This window comes from Streptomyces sp. NPDC040405 (genome assembly GCF_055595765.1).
This window is the reverse complement of the sequence record NZ_JBVIVI010000001.1, coordinates 458,579-472,815: the sequence shown is the minus strand read 5'-3', so window position 1 is coordinate 472,815 and position 14,237 is coordinate 458,579. Positions and strand designations below refer to the sequence as shown.

Here is a 14,237-nt window from a genome sequence, read left to right as displayed (position 1 = left end):
CCTCGCGCCCACCCCCGCACGTGGAGCGGCCCAGATGCGGCCCTCTTGTTATATGGGACAGAAGATGTCGGGTTTCCTTGCGAGGGTCGAACGCGTCACTGAGGACGGCTCCACGGAGAGGAAACACATACGTGAGCACACAGGGCGCACTGGCGGGCACGATCGCCCTCGTCGCGGGCGCGACACGCGGCGCGGGCCGGGCGATGGCCGTCGAGCTGGGCGCGGCGGGCGCCACCGTCTACGCGACGGGGCGCACCACCCGGGACCGGGTCAGCGAGGTCGGGCGGGCGACGGAGACCATCGAGGAGACCGCGGAACTGGTCACGGCGGCGGGCGGCACGGGCATCGCGGTGCCGACGGATCACCTGGAGCCGGAGCAGGTACAGGCGCTCATCGAGCGCGTCGACCGCGAGCAGGGGCGGCTGGACGTCCTGGTCAACGACGTCTGGGGCGGTGAGGCGCTGATCGAATTCAACAAGAAGACCTGGGAGAACAACCTGGCGAACGGGCTGCGGATGCTCCGGCTCGGCGTCGAGACCCACCTGATCACCCACTACTACGCGCTGCCGCTGCTGATCCGGAACCCCGGCGGCCTGGTGATCGAGGTGACCGACGGCAACGAGGAGTTCAACAAGACCTACCGCGAGAACCTCTTCTTCGACCTCACCAAGAACGCCCCCATCCGCACGGTCTTCGGCCTCGCGCAGGAGCTGAAGGAGTTCGGCGGCACGGCCGTGTGCGTCTCCCCGGGCTTCCTGCGCTCCGAGCAGATGCTGGACCACTTCGGGGTGTCCGAGGAGAACTGGCGGGACGCGGTGGAGCGGGAGCAGCACTTCGCCATCGCCGAGTCCCCGCACTTCGTCGGGCGGGCGGTCGCCGCGCTCGCCGCCGACCCGGACCGGGCGCGGTGGAACGGACAGTCCGTCTTCAGCGGCGATCTGGCCAAGGTCTACGGCTTCACCGACCTCGACGGGTCGCGGCCGGACGCCTTCGGATACTTCCGGGACGTCGTCTTCGGCGGCAAGGAGGGCACCGCCGCCGACTACCGGTGAGCCCTACCGGTAGAGGTCCCTCATGCACCGCGCCGCCGCCGCGAACCGCTCCCGCAGCTCCGGCGGCGACAGCACCTCCGCCTCCGGGCCCAGGGCGAGGAGCTGGCCGTACGCGACCTCGGCGGACTCCACGGGCAGGCTGACGGTGATCCGCCCCGCCCCGTCCGGCTCCCCGGCGGACCGTACGGCCTCCTCGGCCGCCGTGCGGTCCGTGACGTGACGCAGGGCGCGGGCGCCGTCCGGGGTGAGGCGCACCGTGACCTCCTCGCGGAGGATCGCGCGCGCGAACTGTGCCGCCCGCTCCTCCCAGAAGGCGGGCAGGTCGAACGTCTCGTCGCGCCGGAAACGCCCCTCGCCGGGCGCGGGCCCGACCGCGGCGAGCCGGTCCACCCGGTAGACCCGGAAGTCGCCCTGGGGGCCGTCGGCGCGGGCCGCCAGATACCAGACGCCCGCCTTGAGGACGAGCCCGTACGGCTCCAGCTCGCGGTCCACCTCCGCGTCCCGGCGGCGGTACCGGACCGCGAGCCGCCGGTCGTCCCACACCGCGTCGGCGACGTCCGGCAGCAGCGAGGGCGTCTGCGGCTCCTGCCACCACCCCGGGGCGTCGAGATGGAAGCGCTGGGCCACCGTGTGGGAGGCGTCGCGCAGCTCGGGGAGGAGCGCGGCGGAGACCTTCAGCCGGGCGGCGGAGGCGGCGTCCGCGAGCCCCATCTCGCGCAGCGCGGACGGCACGCCGGACAGGAACAGCGCCTCCGCCTCGGTGCGGCCGAGGCCGGTCAGCCGGGTGCGGTAGCCGCCGATGAGCCGGTAGCCACCGGCCCGGCCGCGGTCCGCGTAGACCGGGACCCCGGCCTCGGAGAGCGCGGCGGCGTCACGCGTCACCGTGCGCTCCGAAACCTCCAGCTCACGCGCAAGCTCGGCCCCCGTCATCGAGGGCCGAGCCTGGAGCAGAAGCACCATCTTGATCAGCCGCGCTGCACGCACCGCCCCATCATGCCGTGAGGGGGCGGCGGCGCGCCGTCAGATGCCGTAGCGCTCGGCGGCCTCCTTGGGGGCCGTGCTCTTGACCTGGCCCTGCTTGGCGAGCCGGGCCAGCGCGTTGACCACGATCGACGGGACGTCCACCCCGAAGTGGCGGCGGGCCGCGTCACGGGTGTCGGAGAGACCGAAGCCGTCGGTGCCGAGCGAGTACCAGTCCTGCTCGACCCACTGGCTGATCTGGTCCGGCACCGCCCGCATCCAGTCGCTGACAGCGAGGACCGGGCCCGGTGCGCCTGCCAGGGCACGGGTGACGTACGGGACCCGGTCTTCACCGTTGAGCTGCGCCGCGTCACAGGACAGGGCATCGCGGCGCAGCTCGCTCCAGGAGGTGGCGGACCACACGTCGGCGGCCACGCCCCAGTCGTCGGCGAGCAGTTTCTGTGCCTCCAGCACCCAGTGGATGGCGGTGCCGGAGGCGAGGAGCTGGATCCGGGGGGCGTCGGCGGCGGGCGCCTCGGCCTCCTGGAAGCGGTAGAGGCCCTTGACGATGCCTTCCTCGACGCCGTCGCGCTGCGGCATCGGCGGCTGCACCTTGGTCTCGTTGTAGACCGTGAGGTAGTAGAAGATGTCCTCGGCCTGCGGGCCGTACATCCGCCGCAGCCCGTCCCGCACGATCACGCCGACCTCGTACGCGAACGCCGGGTCGTAGGCGAGCGCCGCCGGGTTGGTGGAGGCGATCAGATGCGAGTGGCCGTCCGCGTGCTGCAGGCCCTCACCGGTCATCGTCGTACGCCCGGCGGTGGCGCCGATCAGGAAGCCGCGGCCGAGCTGGTCGCCGAGCGCCCACATCTGGTCGGCGGTGCGCTGCCAGCCGAACATCGAGTAGAAGATGTAGAAGGGGATCATCGGCTCGCCGTGCGTCGCGTAGGACGTGGCGGCGGCGGTGAAGTCGGCCATCGAACCGGCCTCGGTGATCCCCTCGTTGAGGATCTGACCGTTCTTGGCTTCCTTGTAGTACAGGAGCTGATCGCGGTCGACCGGGTCGTAGGTCTGGCCGAGCGGGGAGTAGATCCCGGCGGTCGGGAAGAGCGACTCCATGCCGAACGTACGGGCCTCGTCGGGCACGATCGGCACCCAGCGCCGACCGGTCTCCTTGTCCCGCATCAGGTCCTTGACCAGGCGTACGAACGCCATGGTCGTGGCGATCTCCTGGCTGCCGGAGCCCTTGGCGAGGGCCTCGAACGGCTTGGCGGAGGGCTCGGGCAGGGCCACCGGGTGGACCTTGCGGGCCGGGGCGGGGCCGCCGAGCGCGGCACGGCGCTCCTGGAGGTAGCGGACCTCGGGGGAGTCCTCGCCGGGGTGGATGTACGGGACCAGCTCGTCGTCCAGCTTGCTGTCCGGGATGGGCAGCTCCAGGAGGTCGCGCATGGCGCGGAACTCCTTGCCGGTCAGCTTCTTCATCTGGTGGTTCGCGTTGCGCGACTCGAAGCCGGGGCCGAGCGTCCAGCCCTTGACGGTCTGGGCGAGGACGACCGTGGGGGCGCCCTTGTGCTCCATGGCCGCGCGGTAGGCCGCGTACACCTTGCGGGGCTCGTGGCCCGCGCGGGAGGTGTGGAAACACTCGGCCAGCTTGGCGTCGGTCAGCGTCTTCGCCAGCTCGGCGAGGGCCGGGTCGGCGCCGAAGAAGTGCTCGCGGATGTAGGCGGCGTCGCGGGTCGCGTACGTCTGGAACTGGGCGTCCGGGACCTCGCGCAGCCGACGGCCCAGCGCGCCGGAGGCGTCGAGCGCGAACAGCTCGTCCCAGGCGGAGCCCCACAGGGACTTGACGACGTTCCATCCGGCCGCGCGGAACTGGGCCTCCAGCTCCTGCACGATCTTGAAGTTGGCGCGCACCGGGCCGTCGAGGCGCTGCAGGTTGCAGTTGATGACGAACGTGAGGTTGTCCAGACCCTCGCGCCCGGCCAGCGCCAGTGCGGCGGTCGACTCCGGTTCGTCCATCTCGCCGTCGCCGAGGAACGCCCAGACGTGGGAGTTCGCGGTGTCCTTGATGCCGCGGGCGGCCAGGTAGCGGTTGAAGCGGGCCTGGTAGATCGCGGAGATCGGGCCGAGGCCCATCGAGACGGTGGGGAACTCCCACAGCGAGGGCATCCGGCGCGGATGCGGATACGAGGGCAGTCCGTCGCCGCCCGCCTCGCGGCGGAAGTTGTCGAGGTGCGCCTCGGTCAGCCGGCCGTCGAGGAAGGCGCGGGCGTAGATGCCGGGGGAGGCGTGGCCCTGGATGTAGAGCTGGTCGCCGCTGCCGTCGGTCTCTTTGCCGTGGAAGAAGTGCTGGAAGCCCGTCTCGTAGAGCCAGGCGGCGGAGGCGAAGGTGGCGATGTGGCCGCCGAGGCCGTCGCGGCTGCCGCGGGTGACCATCGCCGCCGCGTTCCACCGGTTCCAGGCGGTGATCCGGCGCTCCAGCTCCTCGTCACCGGGGAACGCGGGCTCCGCGGCGGTCGGAATGGTGTTGACGTAGTCCGACTCCAGCAGCGGCGGCAGCGCGAGCCCGGCGCCCTCGGCGCGCTCCAGCGTGCGGCGCATCAGGTACGAGGCGCGGTGCGGGCCGGCGGCCTGGGTGACGGCAGCGAGCGAGGCGCCCCACTCGGCGGTCTCCTCGGGGTCCCGGTCGGGGAACTGGTCGAGCGCACTCGGCTGCGTGCTAGCGAGATCGGTCATGCGGTCGACTGTAAGTTCTGATCGATGATCGATCAAAGTAGATGAAGGGAAAAACTTGTCCGTACGGCGAAATTGGCATTCCGTGCCTCGAAATCAGGCACGCGGTGCACATCCGAGAACGTGTGCTTTGACCAGTTCGCCCACCCTCGGATCCCGTCGCCGGAACGCGTCGACCACCGCTTGGTGCTCCTCGGCGTATGACTGCTGCACGGTGCCCAGCCAGCGGATCGACAGCGTCGTCCAGATCTCGATGCCCAGCGACTCCCAGGTGTGCAGCAGCACGCTGTTGCCCGACGCCCGCACCAGCTCCCGGTGGAAGGCCACGGTGTGCCGCACCTGGGCCTCGCCGTCGGCTCTGCGGTCGGCGTCGTACAGCGCCCGCACCTCGGGCTCCAGCGCCGAGGTGTCCTCGGCCAGCCGGGGCGCCGCCAGCTCGGCGGCGATCTGCTCCAGACCGGCCCGCACCGGATAGATCTCCTCCAGGTCGGCGGCGGTCAGGTTCCGCACCCGGACGCCCTTGTTCGGGGCCGACTCGATCAGCCGCAGCGTCTCCAGCTCGCGCAGCGCCTCCCGTACGGGCGTCTGGCTGACCTCCAGCTCCGTCGCGATGCGCCGCTCGACGATCCGCTCGCCCGGCTTCCACCGCCCGCTGACGATCCCCTCCACGATGTGCTCGCGGATCTGCTCGCGCAGCGAGTGGACGACGGGCGGGATCATAGGGAGCGCTCCTTCGGAACCAGCGGTGAACGGAAGTCATTATCCAGGCAGCGGAAGCATCGCGGTCCGGAGCCGGAAAGACACGGAGCCGGAAAGACACGGAGCCGGAAAGACACGAAAAAGGGCCGCGCCCCGCACGGGAAGCCCGTGCGGGGCGCGGCCGTCTGCCGTAAGGCGGGTCAGAGGCCCAGCTCGACCTCGAACTCACCGGCCTCCAGGATCTCCTTGACCGCGGTCAGGTAGCGGGCCGCGTCGGCACCGTCCACCAGGCGGTGGTCGTAGGAGAGCGCCACGTACGTCATGTCGCGCACCGCGATGGTCTCGCCCAGGTCCGGGTGGTTGATGACCACCGGACGCTTGACGGTCGCGCCGATGCCCAGGATGGCGACCTGGTTCGGGGGCACGATGATCGTGTCGAACAGCGCACCGCGCGAGCCGGTGTTGCTGATCGTGAAGGTGGCACCGGACATGTCGTCCGGGGTGATCTTGTTGGAGCGGACCTTGCCCGCCAGCTCCGCCGTCTTCTTGGAGATACCGGCGATGTTGAGGTCGCCCGCGCCCTTGATGACCGGGGTCATCAGGCCCTTCTCGGCGTCCACCGCGATGCCGATGTTCTCCACGTCGAAGTACGTGATCGTGTCGTCGTCGTTGATCCGGGCGTTGACGGCCGGGTGGGCCTTCAGCGCCTGGACGGCGGCCTTCACGAAGAACGGCATCGGCGAGAGCTTGACGCCCTCACGCTGCGCGAACGCCTCCTTGGCCTGGGCACGCAGCCGCATGACCTTGGTGACGTCCACCTCGACCACGCTGGTCAGCTGGGCCTGGCCGTGCAGCGCCTTCATCATGTTGTCGCCGATGACCTTGCGCATCCGCGGCATCTTGATGGTCTGGCCGCGCAGCGGGGAGACCGCCTGCGGGGCCTTCGGCGCGGCGGCGGCCGGAGCCGGCGCCTGGGTCTGGGCCGCGGCCTTCGCGGCCTCGGCGGCGGCGATGACGTCCTGCTTGCGGATGCGGCCGCCGACGCCGGTGCCCTTGACGGTGCCCAGGTCCACGCCGTTCTCCGCGGCGAGCTTGCGCACCAGCGGGGTCACGTACGCGCCCTCGGCCTCGGGGGAGGCCGGAGCCGGGATGGACGCCTTGGCGGCCGGAGCCGGAGCCGGAGCCGGAGCGGCCGGGGCCGGGGCCGGAGCGGGCGCCGGAGCCGGGGTGGGCTCCGGAGCGGGGGCGGGGGCCGGGGCCTCCGCCTTGACCGGCTCGGGGGCCGGGGCGGGGGCGGCCGGGGCCTCGGCGGGCGCGGCGGCCGGAGCGGCGGCGCCCTGATCGGCAGTACCGATCACGGCGAGCTTGGCGCCGACCTCGGCGGTCTCGTCCTCGCCGACCAGGATCTCCAGCAGGGTGCCCGCGGTCGGGGCGGGGATCTCGGTGTCGACCTTGTCGGTGGAGACCTCGAGCAGCGGCTCGTCGGCCTCGACCGACTCGCCGACCTCCTTGAGCCAGCGGGTCACGGTGCCCTCGGTCACCGACTCGCCCAGCGCGGGCAGGACGACGTCGGTGCCCTCGGCACCACCGGCCGGGGCGGCGGCCGGGGCCGGGGCCTCGGCGGCGGGGGCCGCGGCGGGCTCGGGCTCGGGCTGGGCCGCCGGAGCGGGCTCGGCAGCCGGGGCGGGGGCCTCCGCGGGGGCGCCCTCGCCGTCGTCGATGACGGCGAGCTCGGCGCCGACCTCGACCGTCTCGTCCTCGGCCACCTTGATGGATGTCAGCACACCGGCGCTGGGCGCCGGGATCTCGGTGTCGACCTTGTCGGTCGAGACCTCGAGCAGCGGCTCGTCGGCCTCGACGCGCTCACCTTCGGCCTTGAGCCAGCGGGTGACGGTGCCCTCGGTCACGCTCTCGCCGAGCGCCGGCAGGGTTACGGATACCGCCATGGTGTTCGGTTGCTCCTTAACGATCTGTGCGGAATGGGTCGCGCGCTCGGACTGATTAGTCGTGGGAGTGCAGCGGCTTGCCGGCAAGCGCCAGGTGGGCCTCGCCGAGCGCCTCGTTCTGGGTGGGGTGGGCGTGGACGAGCTGCGCGACCTCGGCCGGCAGCGCCTCCCAGTTGTAGATCAGCTGAGCTTCGCCGACCTGCTCGCCCATACGGTCACCGACCATGTGGACGCCGACGACAGCACCGTCGCGGACCTGGACGAGCTTGATCTCGCCCGTGGTCTTCAGGATCTTGCTCTTGCCGTTGCCCGCGAGGTTGTACTTCAGGGCGACGACCTTGTCCGCACCGTACAGCTCCTTGGCCTTGGCCTCGGTGATGCCGACGGAGGCGACCTCGGGGTGGCAGTACGTCACCCGGGGCACGCCGTCGTAGTCGATCGGAACGGGGTTCTGGCCGGCCAGGCGCTCGGCCACCAGCATGCCCTCGGCGAAGCCGACGTGGGCGAGCTGAAGCGTGGGGATCAGGTCACCGACGGCGGAGATGGTCGGGACGTTGGTCTGCATGTACTCATCGGCCAGGACGTAGCCGCGGTCCATGGCGACCCCGGCCTCCTCGTAGCCCAGGCCCTGCGAGACCGGGCCGCGGCCGACGGCCACGAGCAGCACCTCGGCCTCGAAGGTCTTGCCGTTCTCCAGCGAGACCTTGACGCCGTCGTCGGTGTACTCGACGCCCGAGAAGCGCGAGCCCAGGGAAAAGTTGATGCCGCGCTTGCGGAAGGCGCGCTCCAGCAGCTTGGAGCTGTTCTCGTCCTCGACCGGGACGAGGTGGGGAAGCGCCTCGACGATGGTGACATCGGCCCCGAAGGACTTCCACGCGGAGGCGAACTCGACGCCGATGACGCCGCCGCCCAGCACGATCGCGGACTTCGGAACCCGGTCCAGGACCAGCGCGTGGTCCGAGGAGATGACGCGGTTGCCGTCGATCTCCAGGCCGGGGAGGGACTTCGGCACCGAACCGGTGGCGAGCAGGATGTGGCGGCCGGTGTAGCGCTCGCCGTTCACATCGACGGAGGTCGGCGAGGACAGCCGGCCCTCGCCCGTCACATAGGTGACCTTGCGCGAGGCGATCAGGCCCTGCAGACCCTTGTACAGGCCCGTGACCACGCCGTCCTTGTACTTGTGCACGCCTTCGATGTCGATGCCCTCGAAGGTGGTCTTCACGCCGAATTCCGAGCCCTCACGAGCCTGGTCGGCGAGCTCACCGGCGTGCAGCAGAGCCTTCGTCGGGATGCAGCCGCGGTGCAGACAGGTGCCGCCCAGCTTGTCCTTCTCGATCAGGGCGACGTCCAGACCCAGCTGCGCTCCGCGCAGGGCAGCGGCGTAACCGCCGCTACCGCCTCCGAGGATCACTAGGTCGAAAACGGTGCTGGCGTCGTTCGCCACGTCACGTCCTCCATGCATGGGTGCGCCGGGCCGACCTTCGGTGGCCGGTGGCGGCGGTTGTTCGGCCGCTTCTTGCTCGCAGCCCTGGTGTGGGGGCCCTGTCCTGCCGGGCAACATCTTCGCACTTGTTGACGGGAGGCGGGACGCGGGGCCGTTGTGTGAGATATCTCGGGACCCCGGATCAGGGGTTACTCACCGGTACCCGGTAAAGGGGTCTCCCGGTCAGCCTAGGTCCCCGTCGGCGGTGCGCTCCGCCAGCCGCACCAGGGTGCGGACCGCGGAGCCCGTGCCGCCCTTGGGGGTGTAGCCGAACGGACCGGACTCGTTGAAGGCGGGACCCGCGATGTCCAGGTGACCCCAGGCGATGCCGTCCTCCACGAACTCCTTGAGGAAGATACCGGCCACCAGGCCGCCACCCATGCGCTCGCCCATGTTCGCCAGATCGGCGACCGGGGAGTCGATGCCCTTGCGAAGATCGGCGGGCAGCGGCATCGGCCAGGACGCCTCGCCCGCCTCGTCCGCGATCTCGTGCAGCGCGGTGCGGAACGCGTCGTCGTTCGACATGATCCCGAACCTGCGGTTGCCCAGCGCCAGGACCATCGCACCGGTCAGCGTCGCCACGTCCACGATCGCGTCCGGCTTCTCCTCGCACGCGCGGGCGAGCGCGTCGGCGAGCACCAGGCGGCCCTCGGCGTCGGTGTTCAGCACCTCGACGGTCTTGCCGCTGTACATCGACAGCACATCGCCGGGACGGGTCGCCGAACCCGACGGCATGTTCTCGGCCAGCGCCAGCCAGCCGGTGATGTTGACCCGCAGCCCCAGCTTGGCCGCCGCCACCACGGCGGCGAACACCGCGGCCGCGCCGCTCATGTCGCACTTCATGGTCTCGTTGTGACCGGCCGGCTTCAGCGAGATACCGCCCGAGTCGTACGTGATGCCCTTGCCGACCAGCGCGAGCGTCTTCTCGGCCTTGGGGTGGGTGTACGCGATCCGCACCAGCCGCGGCGGGGCGTCCGAGCCCTGGCCCACGCCCAGGATGCCGCCGTAGCCGCCCTTCGCGAGGGCCTTCTCGTCCAGCACCTCGGTCTTCAGACCGTGCTCCTTGGCCGCGGTCACGGTCGCCGCCGCGAACGAGGCCGGGTCGAGCAGGTTGGACGGGGTGTTGATCAGGTCGCGGGCCCGGTTGACCTCGGCGATCAGTGCCGTGGCACGCTCGGCCGCCGCCTTGTGCGCCTTGTCGCGCGGCTTGGCGCCGAGCAGGGCCACCTCGGCGAGCGGACCGTTGTTCTTCTTGTCCTTGTCGCCCTTGTCCTTGCTGCCCTTGGCGCTCTTGCCGTTGCTCTTGTCGTACGCGTACGCGCCGAGCAGCGCGCCCTCGGCGACCGCGGCCACGTCCGCCGCGTCCTCGACGGGCAGCGCGAACGCGCCCTTCTTCGACCCCGCCAGCGCACGGGCGGCCGCGCCCGCGGCGCGGCGCAGCGCCTCGGCGTCGAAGCCGTCGCCCTTCGACGGGGCCTCGCCCAGGCCGACCGCCAGTACGACCGGGGACTTGAGCCCGGAGGCGGCGGGCAGCTTGGTCACCTCACCCTCGGCGCCGGTCGCGCCGAGCGTCTCCAGAACGGTGGCGAGCTTCCCGCCGAACGCCTTGTCCACGGCCTCGGCGCCCGGGGCGATGACGGGGCCCTTGGTCCCCTTTGCCACGCCGACGACAAGGGCATCCGCGCGCAGCGTCGCGGCGGAGGAGGTGCTGAGAGTCAGTGCAGTCACAGTGGTCGGGTCCCTCTTCCGATAGTTCGGGCCGACATCGGGTGTGGTCAGCCGTGCGCCCAGCTTATTCCGAGCCGCGGCGCGCTTCCGGAGCCCGTCGCGTCAGTCGAACGCCCGTCGCCTCAGCCGAAGGTCAGCACCAGCAGGGCCGCCGTGGCCGCGGTTTCCGCGAGGGCGCCGAAGACGTCCCCCGTCACCCCGTCGAAGCGGCGCACACAGTGACGCGACAGCAGATCGGCGGCGGCGAGTCCGGCCAGCGCCGCCAGCGCGTGCATCGGCATGGCGTACACGTCCACGAGCGCGCCCGCCCCCGCGCAGGCGACGACGGCCAGCGCGGCAGCGGCGACGGCCGCCCGTGGCGGCACCACCCCCGCGACCGCGGCGCCCAGCCCCTCCGGCCGCGCCGCGGGCATCCCCTGGCGGGCCGCGAGCGTCAGGGCGCACCGGGCGACGAGCCCCGCCGCGGCGGCGGCCACCGCGCCGCGCGTCCAGCTCTCCCCGTACAGCTCGGCCAGCGCCGCCACCTGTGCCAGCAGCGCGAACAGCAGGGTGATGACACCGAACGGGCCGATGTCGGAGCGCTTCATGATCCGCAGTGCCTCGTCCGCGGGCTTGCCGCTGCCGAGGCCGTCCGCGGTGTCCGCGAGCCCGTCGAGGTGGAGGCCGCGGGTCAGTACGGCCGGGACGGCGACGGAGGCGACCGCCGCGAGCAGCGGCCCGGCGCCCAGGAACAGCAGTACGCCGCCCAGCGCGGCCGCGCACAGCCCGACCGTCAGCCCGACCGGCAGGGCGCACAGCATGCCGACGCGCGCCGCCTCGCGATCCCAGCGCGCCACCCGTACGGGCAGCGCCGTGAGCGTGCCGAAGGCGAAGCGGAGGCCGTCGTCGAGCGAGGCGCGCGGGGGGTGCGCCGGACGCGGCGGTATCTCCGCGCCGGGGCTCGGCGGGATTTCCGCGCCGGGGGTCTCCGTTGCGGGGGTCGGCGGTATCTCCGGGTCCGGTTCCGGCTGCTGCTCCGGGTCCGGTTCCGGCTGGCGGTCGGGGGACTGCTCCGGCGTGGTGTCCATCGCGCCGCAGAGTATCGCGCGACCCTGACGGGCCATGGGCCATTGGTGGGAACGCAACATCGTCGAGCCCGGCAAGCTGCCGCTGCTCCTCGCGCTGGCCTCGTTCATCCTCTCGTTCGTGATCACGCGCACCGTCACCCGGATGATCAAGGCGGGCAAGGGCCCGTTCCGCAACGTCACCCCCGGCGGGCTGCACGTTCACCATGTGGTGCCGGGTGTGATCCTGACCGTCGTCGGCGGCTTCGGCGCGGTCGCGAGCGAACGGCACGGGGCGGGGGCGGCAGTCTCGGCGGTGCTCTTCGGGGTGGGCGCCGGGCTGGTGCTGGACGAGTTCGCGCTGATCCTCCACCTGCACGACGTCTACTGGTCGGAGCAGGGCAGAAAGAGCGTCGAGGTCGTCGTGGTCACCGCCGCCCTGGTCGCCCTGGTGCTCAGCGGCTTCCTGCCGTTCGGGGTGAACGAGGTGTCGGCCGCCGAGCGCAGCGACCGCGGCGCGGTGGTCGCGGAGGTCTCCGTCAACTTCGTCTTCGCCCTGCTGGCCCTGGTCAAGGGCAAGCTGCGGATCGCGGTGATCGGGGTGCTGGTGCCCCTGGTGGCGATCGTCGGCGCAGTACGGCTGGCGCGCCCCGGATCGCCGTGGGCGCGCCGCGTCTACCGCGCCCGGCCCCGCACCCGGGCCCGGGCGCACCGCCGGGCGGCCCGCCACGACGCGCGCTGGGACGGGGTGCGGCGACGGGTCCAGGACTGGATCGGCGGCTTCTCCGAGCCGTCCTGATGCCCCGTCATGCCTCTTCGGTCTGCTCGCCTTCGGCCTGCTCCGGCTTCGCTTCGGCCGCACGCTCGGGAAGTTCCCCCGCGAGCGCCGCGGCCGCCTGGACCAGCGGCAGCGCCAGCAGCGCCCCCGCGCCCTCGCCCACGGTCACGCCGTGGTCGAGCAGCGGGGTGAGCGCGATCCGGTCGAGCGCCTTCTCCTGCGCCGGTTCGCCGCTGGCCTGGCCCGCCAGCCACCAGTCCGGCGCACGGAACGCCACCCGCTGGGCGACCAGGGCACACGCCGCCGAGACGACGCCGTCCAGGATCACGGGCGTGCGGCGCACCGCGCTCTGGAGCAGAAAGCCGGTGATCGCGGTGAGGTCCGCGCCGCCGACCGCGGCCAGCAGCTGGAGCTGGTCGCCGAGGACCGGGCGGGCCCGGCGCAGCCCGTCACGGATCGCCGCGCACTTGCGCATCCACGCCAGATCGTCGATCCCGGCCCCGCCGCGCCCGGTCACCACGGACGCGTCCGTGCCGCACAGCGCGGCGGTCAGCGTGGCCGCGGCGGTGGTGCCGCCCACGCTGAGGTCGCCCAGCACGAGGAGGTCCGTACCCGCGTCGGCCTCCTCGTCGGCGATGGCCATGCCGGTACGGAACGCCTGCTCGGCCTCCTCGGCGGTCAGCGCGTCCTCGATGTCGAGCCGCCCCGAACCGCGGCGCACCCGGTGCCGGGTGACCTCCGCGGGCAGCTCGGCGGGGTCGCAGTCCAGCGCCATGTCGACGACGCGGACGGGCACGCCGAAGCGGCGGGCGAGCACGGCGACGCTGCTCTCGCCGTCGATCACGGCGCGGACGAGTGCGTGGGCGCTTCCCGCGGGGCGGGCGGAGACGCCGAGTTCCGCGATGCCGTGGTCGCCCGCGAACAGCACCACCCGGGGGCGTTCGATGGGCTTGACCGGCACCTGCTGCTGAGCGGCGGCGAGCCACTCACCCAGGTCGTCCAGCCGCCCGAGCGCGCCGGGCGGCGGCACCAGCCGCTCCCGCCGCTCCTCGGCGTCACGTCGGATGCCCCCGTCGGGGCGCTCGATCAGGTCGACGAAGTCATCGAGATTCAGGCCGCTGCTCACGCCGTGAACCCTACCGGCCGCCCGCTGTTGGGACGCCCCGCCCTGTGGACACCCCCGACGCCCAGAGCCCCGCGCCCGGTGCGAGGCCGCCTTTCCCCCACCCCGCCCCTCCCCGAAACCGTGGGGACACCCCCGGCCCCTCAGCAGCTCCGCCCGGACTGGACACGTCCCGCCCCCGGCTCCACCGCACGCCCACGCCCGGGTTGGGTGCGCCCCGGCCCCGGCACTGCCGTATGCCTGCGGCCGCTCTGGGTACGTCCCGGCCCCGGTGGCGCCACACGCCCGCGGCCGGGCTGGGCACGTCCCGGCCCTGGCTTCGCCGTGCGCCTGCGGTCGGGCTGGGTATGTCCCGGCCCCGGCACTGCCGTATGCCTGCGGCCGCTCTGGGTACGTCCCGGCCCCCTGTGGCGCCGCGCGCCTGTGGCCGGGCTGGACACGTCCCGGCCCCGGCTCCGCCGCACGCCTGCGGTCGGGTTGGGCATGTCCCGGCTCCGGCTCCGCCGTATGCCTGCGGTCGGACTGGGTACGTCCCGGCCCCTGGTGGCGCCGCGCGCCTGTGGCTGGGCTGGGTACGTCCCGGTCTCGGTGGCGCCGCGCGCCTGCGGTCGGGTTGGGTGCGTCCCGGCCCCCGGCTTCGCCACGCGCCTGCGGCCGGGCTGGGTGCGTTCCGGCCCCCCGGGGGCGCCGCG

The 14,237-nt window shown here is 72.6% G+C and carries 10 protein-coding genes; 2 read left to right on the top strand and 8 right to left on the bottom strand.

Features of this window, described 5'->3' with window-relative positions:
- Nucleotides 1–131: 131 nt before the first annotated feature.
- The gene (locus tag ACZ59A_RS02180; RefSeq protein ID WP_470952320.1) at nt 132–1,052 is read left to right on the top strand and encodes an SDR family oxidoreductase; all 921 of its coding nucleotides are present in this window, start codon (nt 132–134) and stop codon (nt 1,050–1,052) included.
- A gap of 3 nt (nt 1,053–1,055) precedes the next feature.
- On the opposite strand, the gene ACZ59A_RS02175 is transcribed toward ACZ59A_RS02180, so the two are convergent.
- The 7 genes from ACZ59A_RS02175 to ACZ59A_RS02145 form a co-directional block, all read right to left on the bottom strand.
- A complete protein-coding gene (locus ACZ59A_RS02175; protein ID WP_470952317.1) occupies nt 1,056–2,036 on the bottom strand; it encodes a helix-turn-helix transcriptional regulator in 981 nt (326 codons plus the stop codon).
- 36 nt (nt 2,037–2,072) lie between these two features.
- Entirely contained in the window at nt 2,073–4,748 is a 2,676-nt protein-coding gene (aceE, locus tag ACZ59A_RS02170; protein WP_470952315.1) for a pyruvate dehydrogenase (acetyl-transferring), homodimeric type, read from the bottom strand.
- 93 nt (nt 4,749–4,841) lie between these two features.
- Nucleotides 4,842–5,465: a GntR family transcriptional regulator gene (locus ACZ59A_RS02165; protein WP_468041532.1), complete on the bottom strand. Its 624-nt coding sequence runs from the start codon at nt 5,463–5,465 to the stop codon at nt 4,842–4,844.
- Between the two features lie 179 nt (nt 5,466–5,644).
- Nucleotides 5,645–7,390 carry a 2-oxoglutarate dehydrogenase, E2 component, dihydrolipoamide succinyltransferase gene (gene sucB / locus ACZ59A_RS02160; RefSeq protein WP_470952311.1) on the bottom strand — a complete coding sequence of 582 codons (1,746 nt, stop codon included), beginning with the start codon at nt 7,388–7,390 and terminating at the stop codon, nt 5,645–5,647.
- 55 nt (nt 7,391–7,445) lie between these two features.
- Nucleotides 7,446–8,834, bottom strand: a complete 1,389-nt coding sequence (lpdA, locus tag ACZ59A_RS02155) for a dihydrolipoyl dehydrogenase (protein ID WP_470952308.1) — start codon at nt 8,832–8,834, stop codon at nt 7,446–7,448.
- A gap of 222 nt (nt 8,835–9,056) precedes the next feature.
- Nucleotides 9,057–10,601, bottom strand: coding sequence for a leucyl aminopeptidase (locus ACZ59A_RS02150; RefSeq protein WP_468041537.1), 1,545 nt, complete (start codon nt 10,599–10,601; stop codon nt 9,057–9,059).
- 122 nt (nt 10,602–10,723) lie between these two features.
- Complete coding sequence (locus ACZ59A_RS02145; RefSeq protein WP_470952305.1) at nt 10,724–11,668, bottom strand: adenosylcobinamide-GDP ribazoletransferase; 945 nt, start codon at nt 11,666–11,668, stop codon at nt 10,724–10,726.
- Nucleotides 11,669–11,702: 34 nt separating this feature from the next.
- On the opposite strand from ACZ59A_RS02145, the gene ACZ59A_RS02140 reads away from it, so the two are divergent.
- Entirely contained in the window at nt 11,703–12,443 is a 741-nt protein-coding gene (locus ACZ59A_RS02140) for a hypothetical protein (protein ID WP_470952302.1), read from the top strand.
- 7 nt (nt 12,444–12,450) lie between these two features.
- Here ACZ59A_RS02140 and cobT read toward each other — a convergent pair whose 3' ends face one another.
- Complete coding sequence (cobT, locus tag ACZ59A_RS02135; protein ID WP_470954588.1) at nt 12,451–13,536, bottom strand: nicotinate-nucleotide--dimethylbenzimidazole phosphoribosyltransferase; 1,086 nt, start codon at nt 13,534–13,536, stop codon at nt 12,451–12,453.
- Nucleotides 13,537–14,237 lie beyond the last annotated feature (701 nt).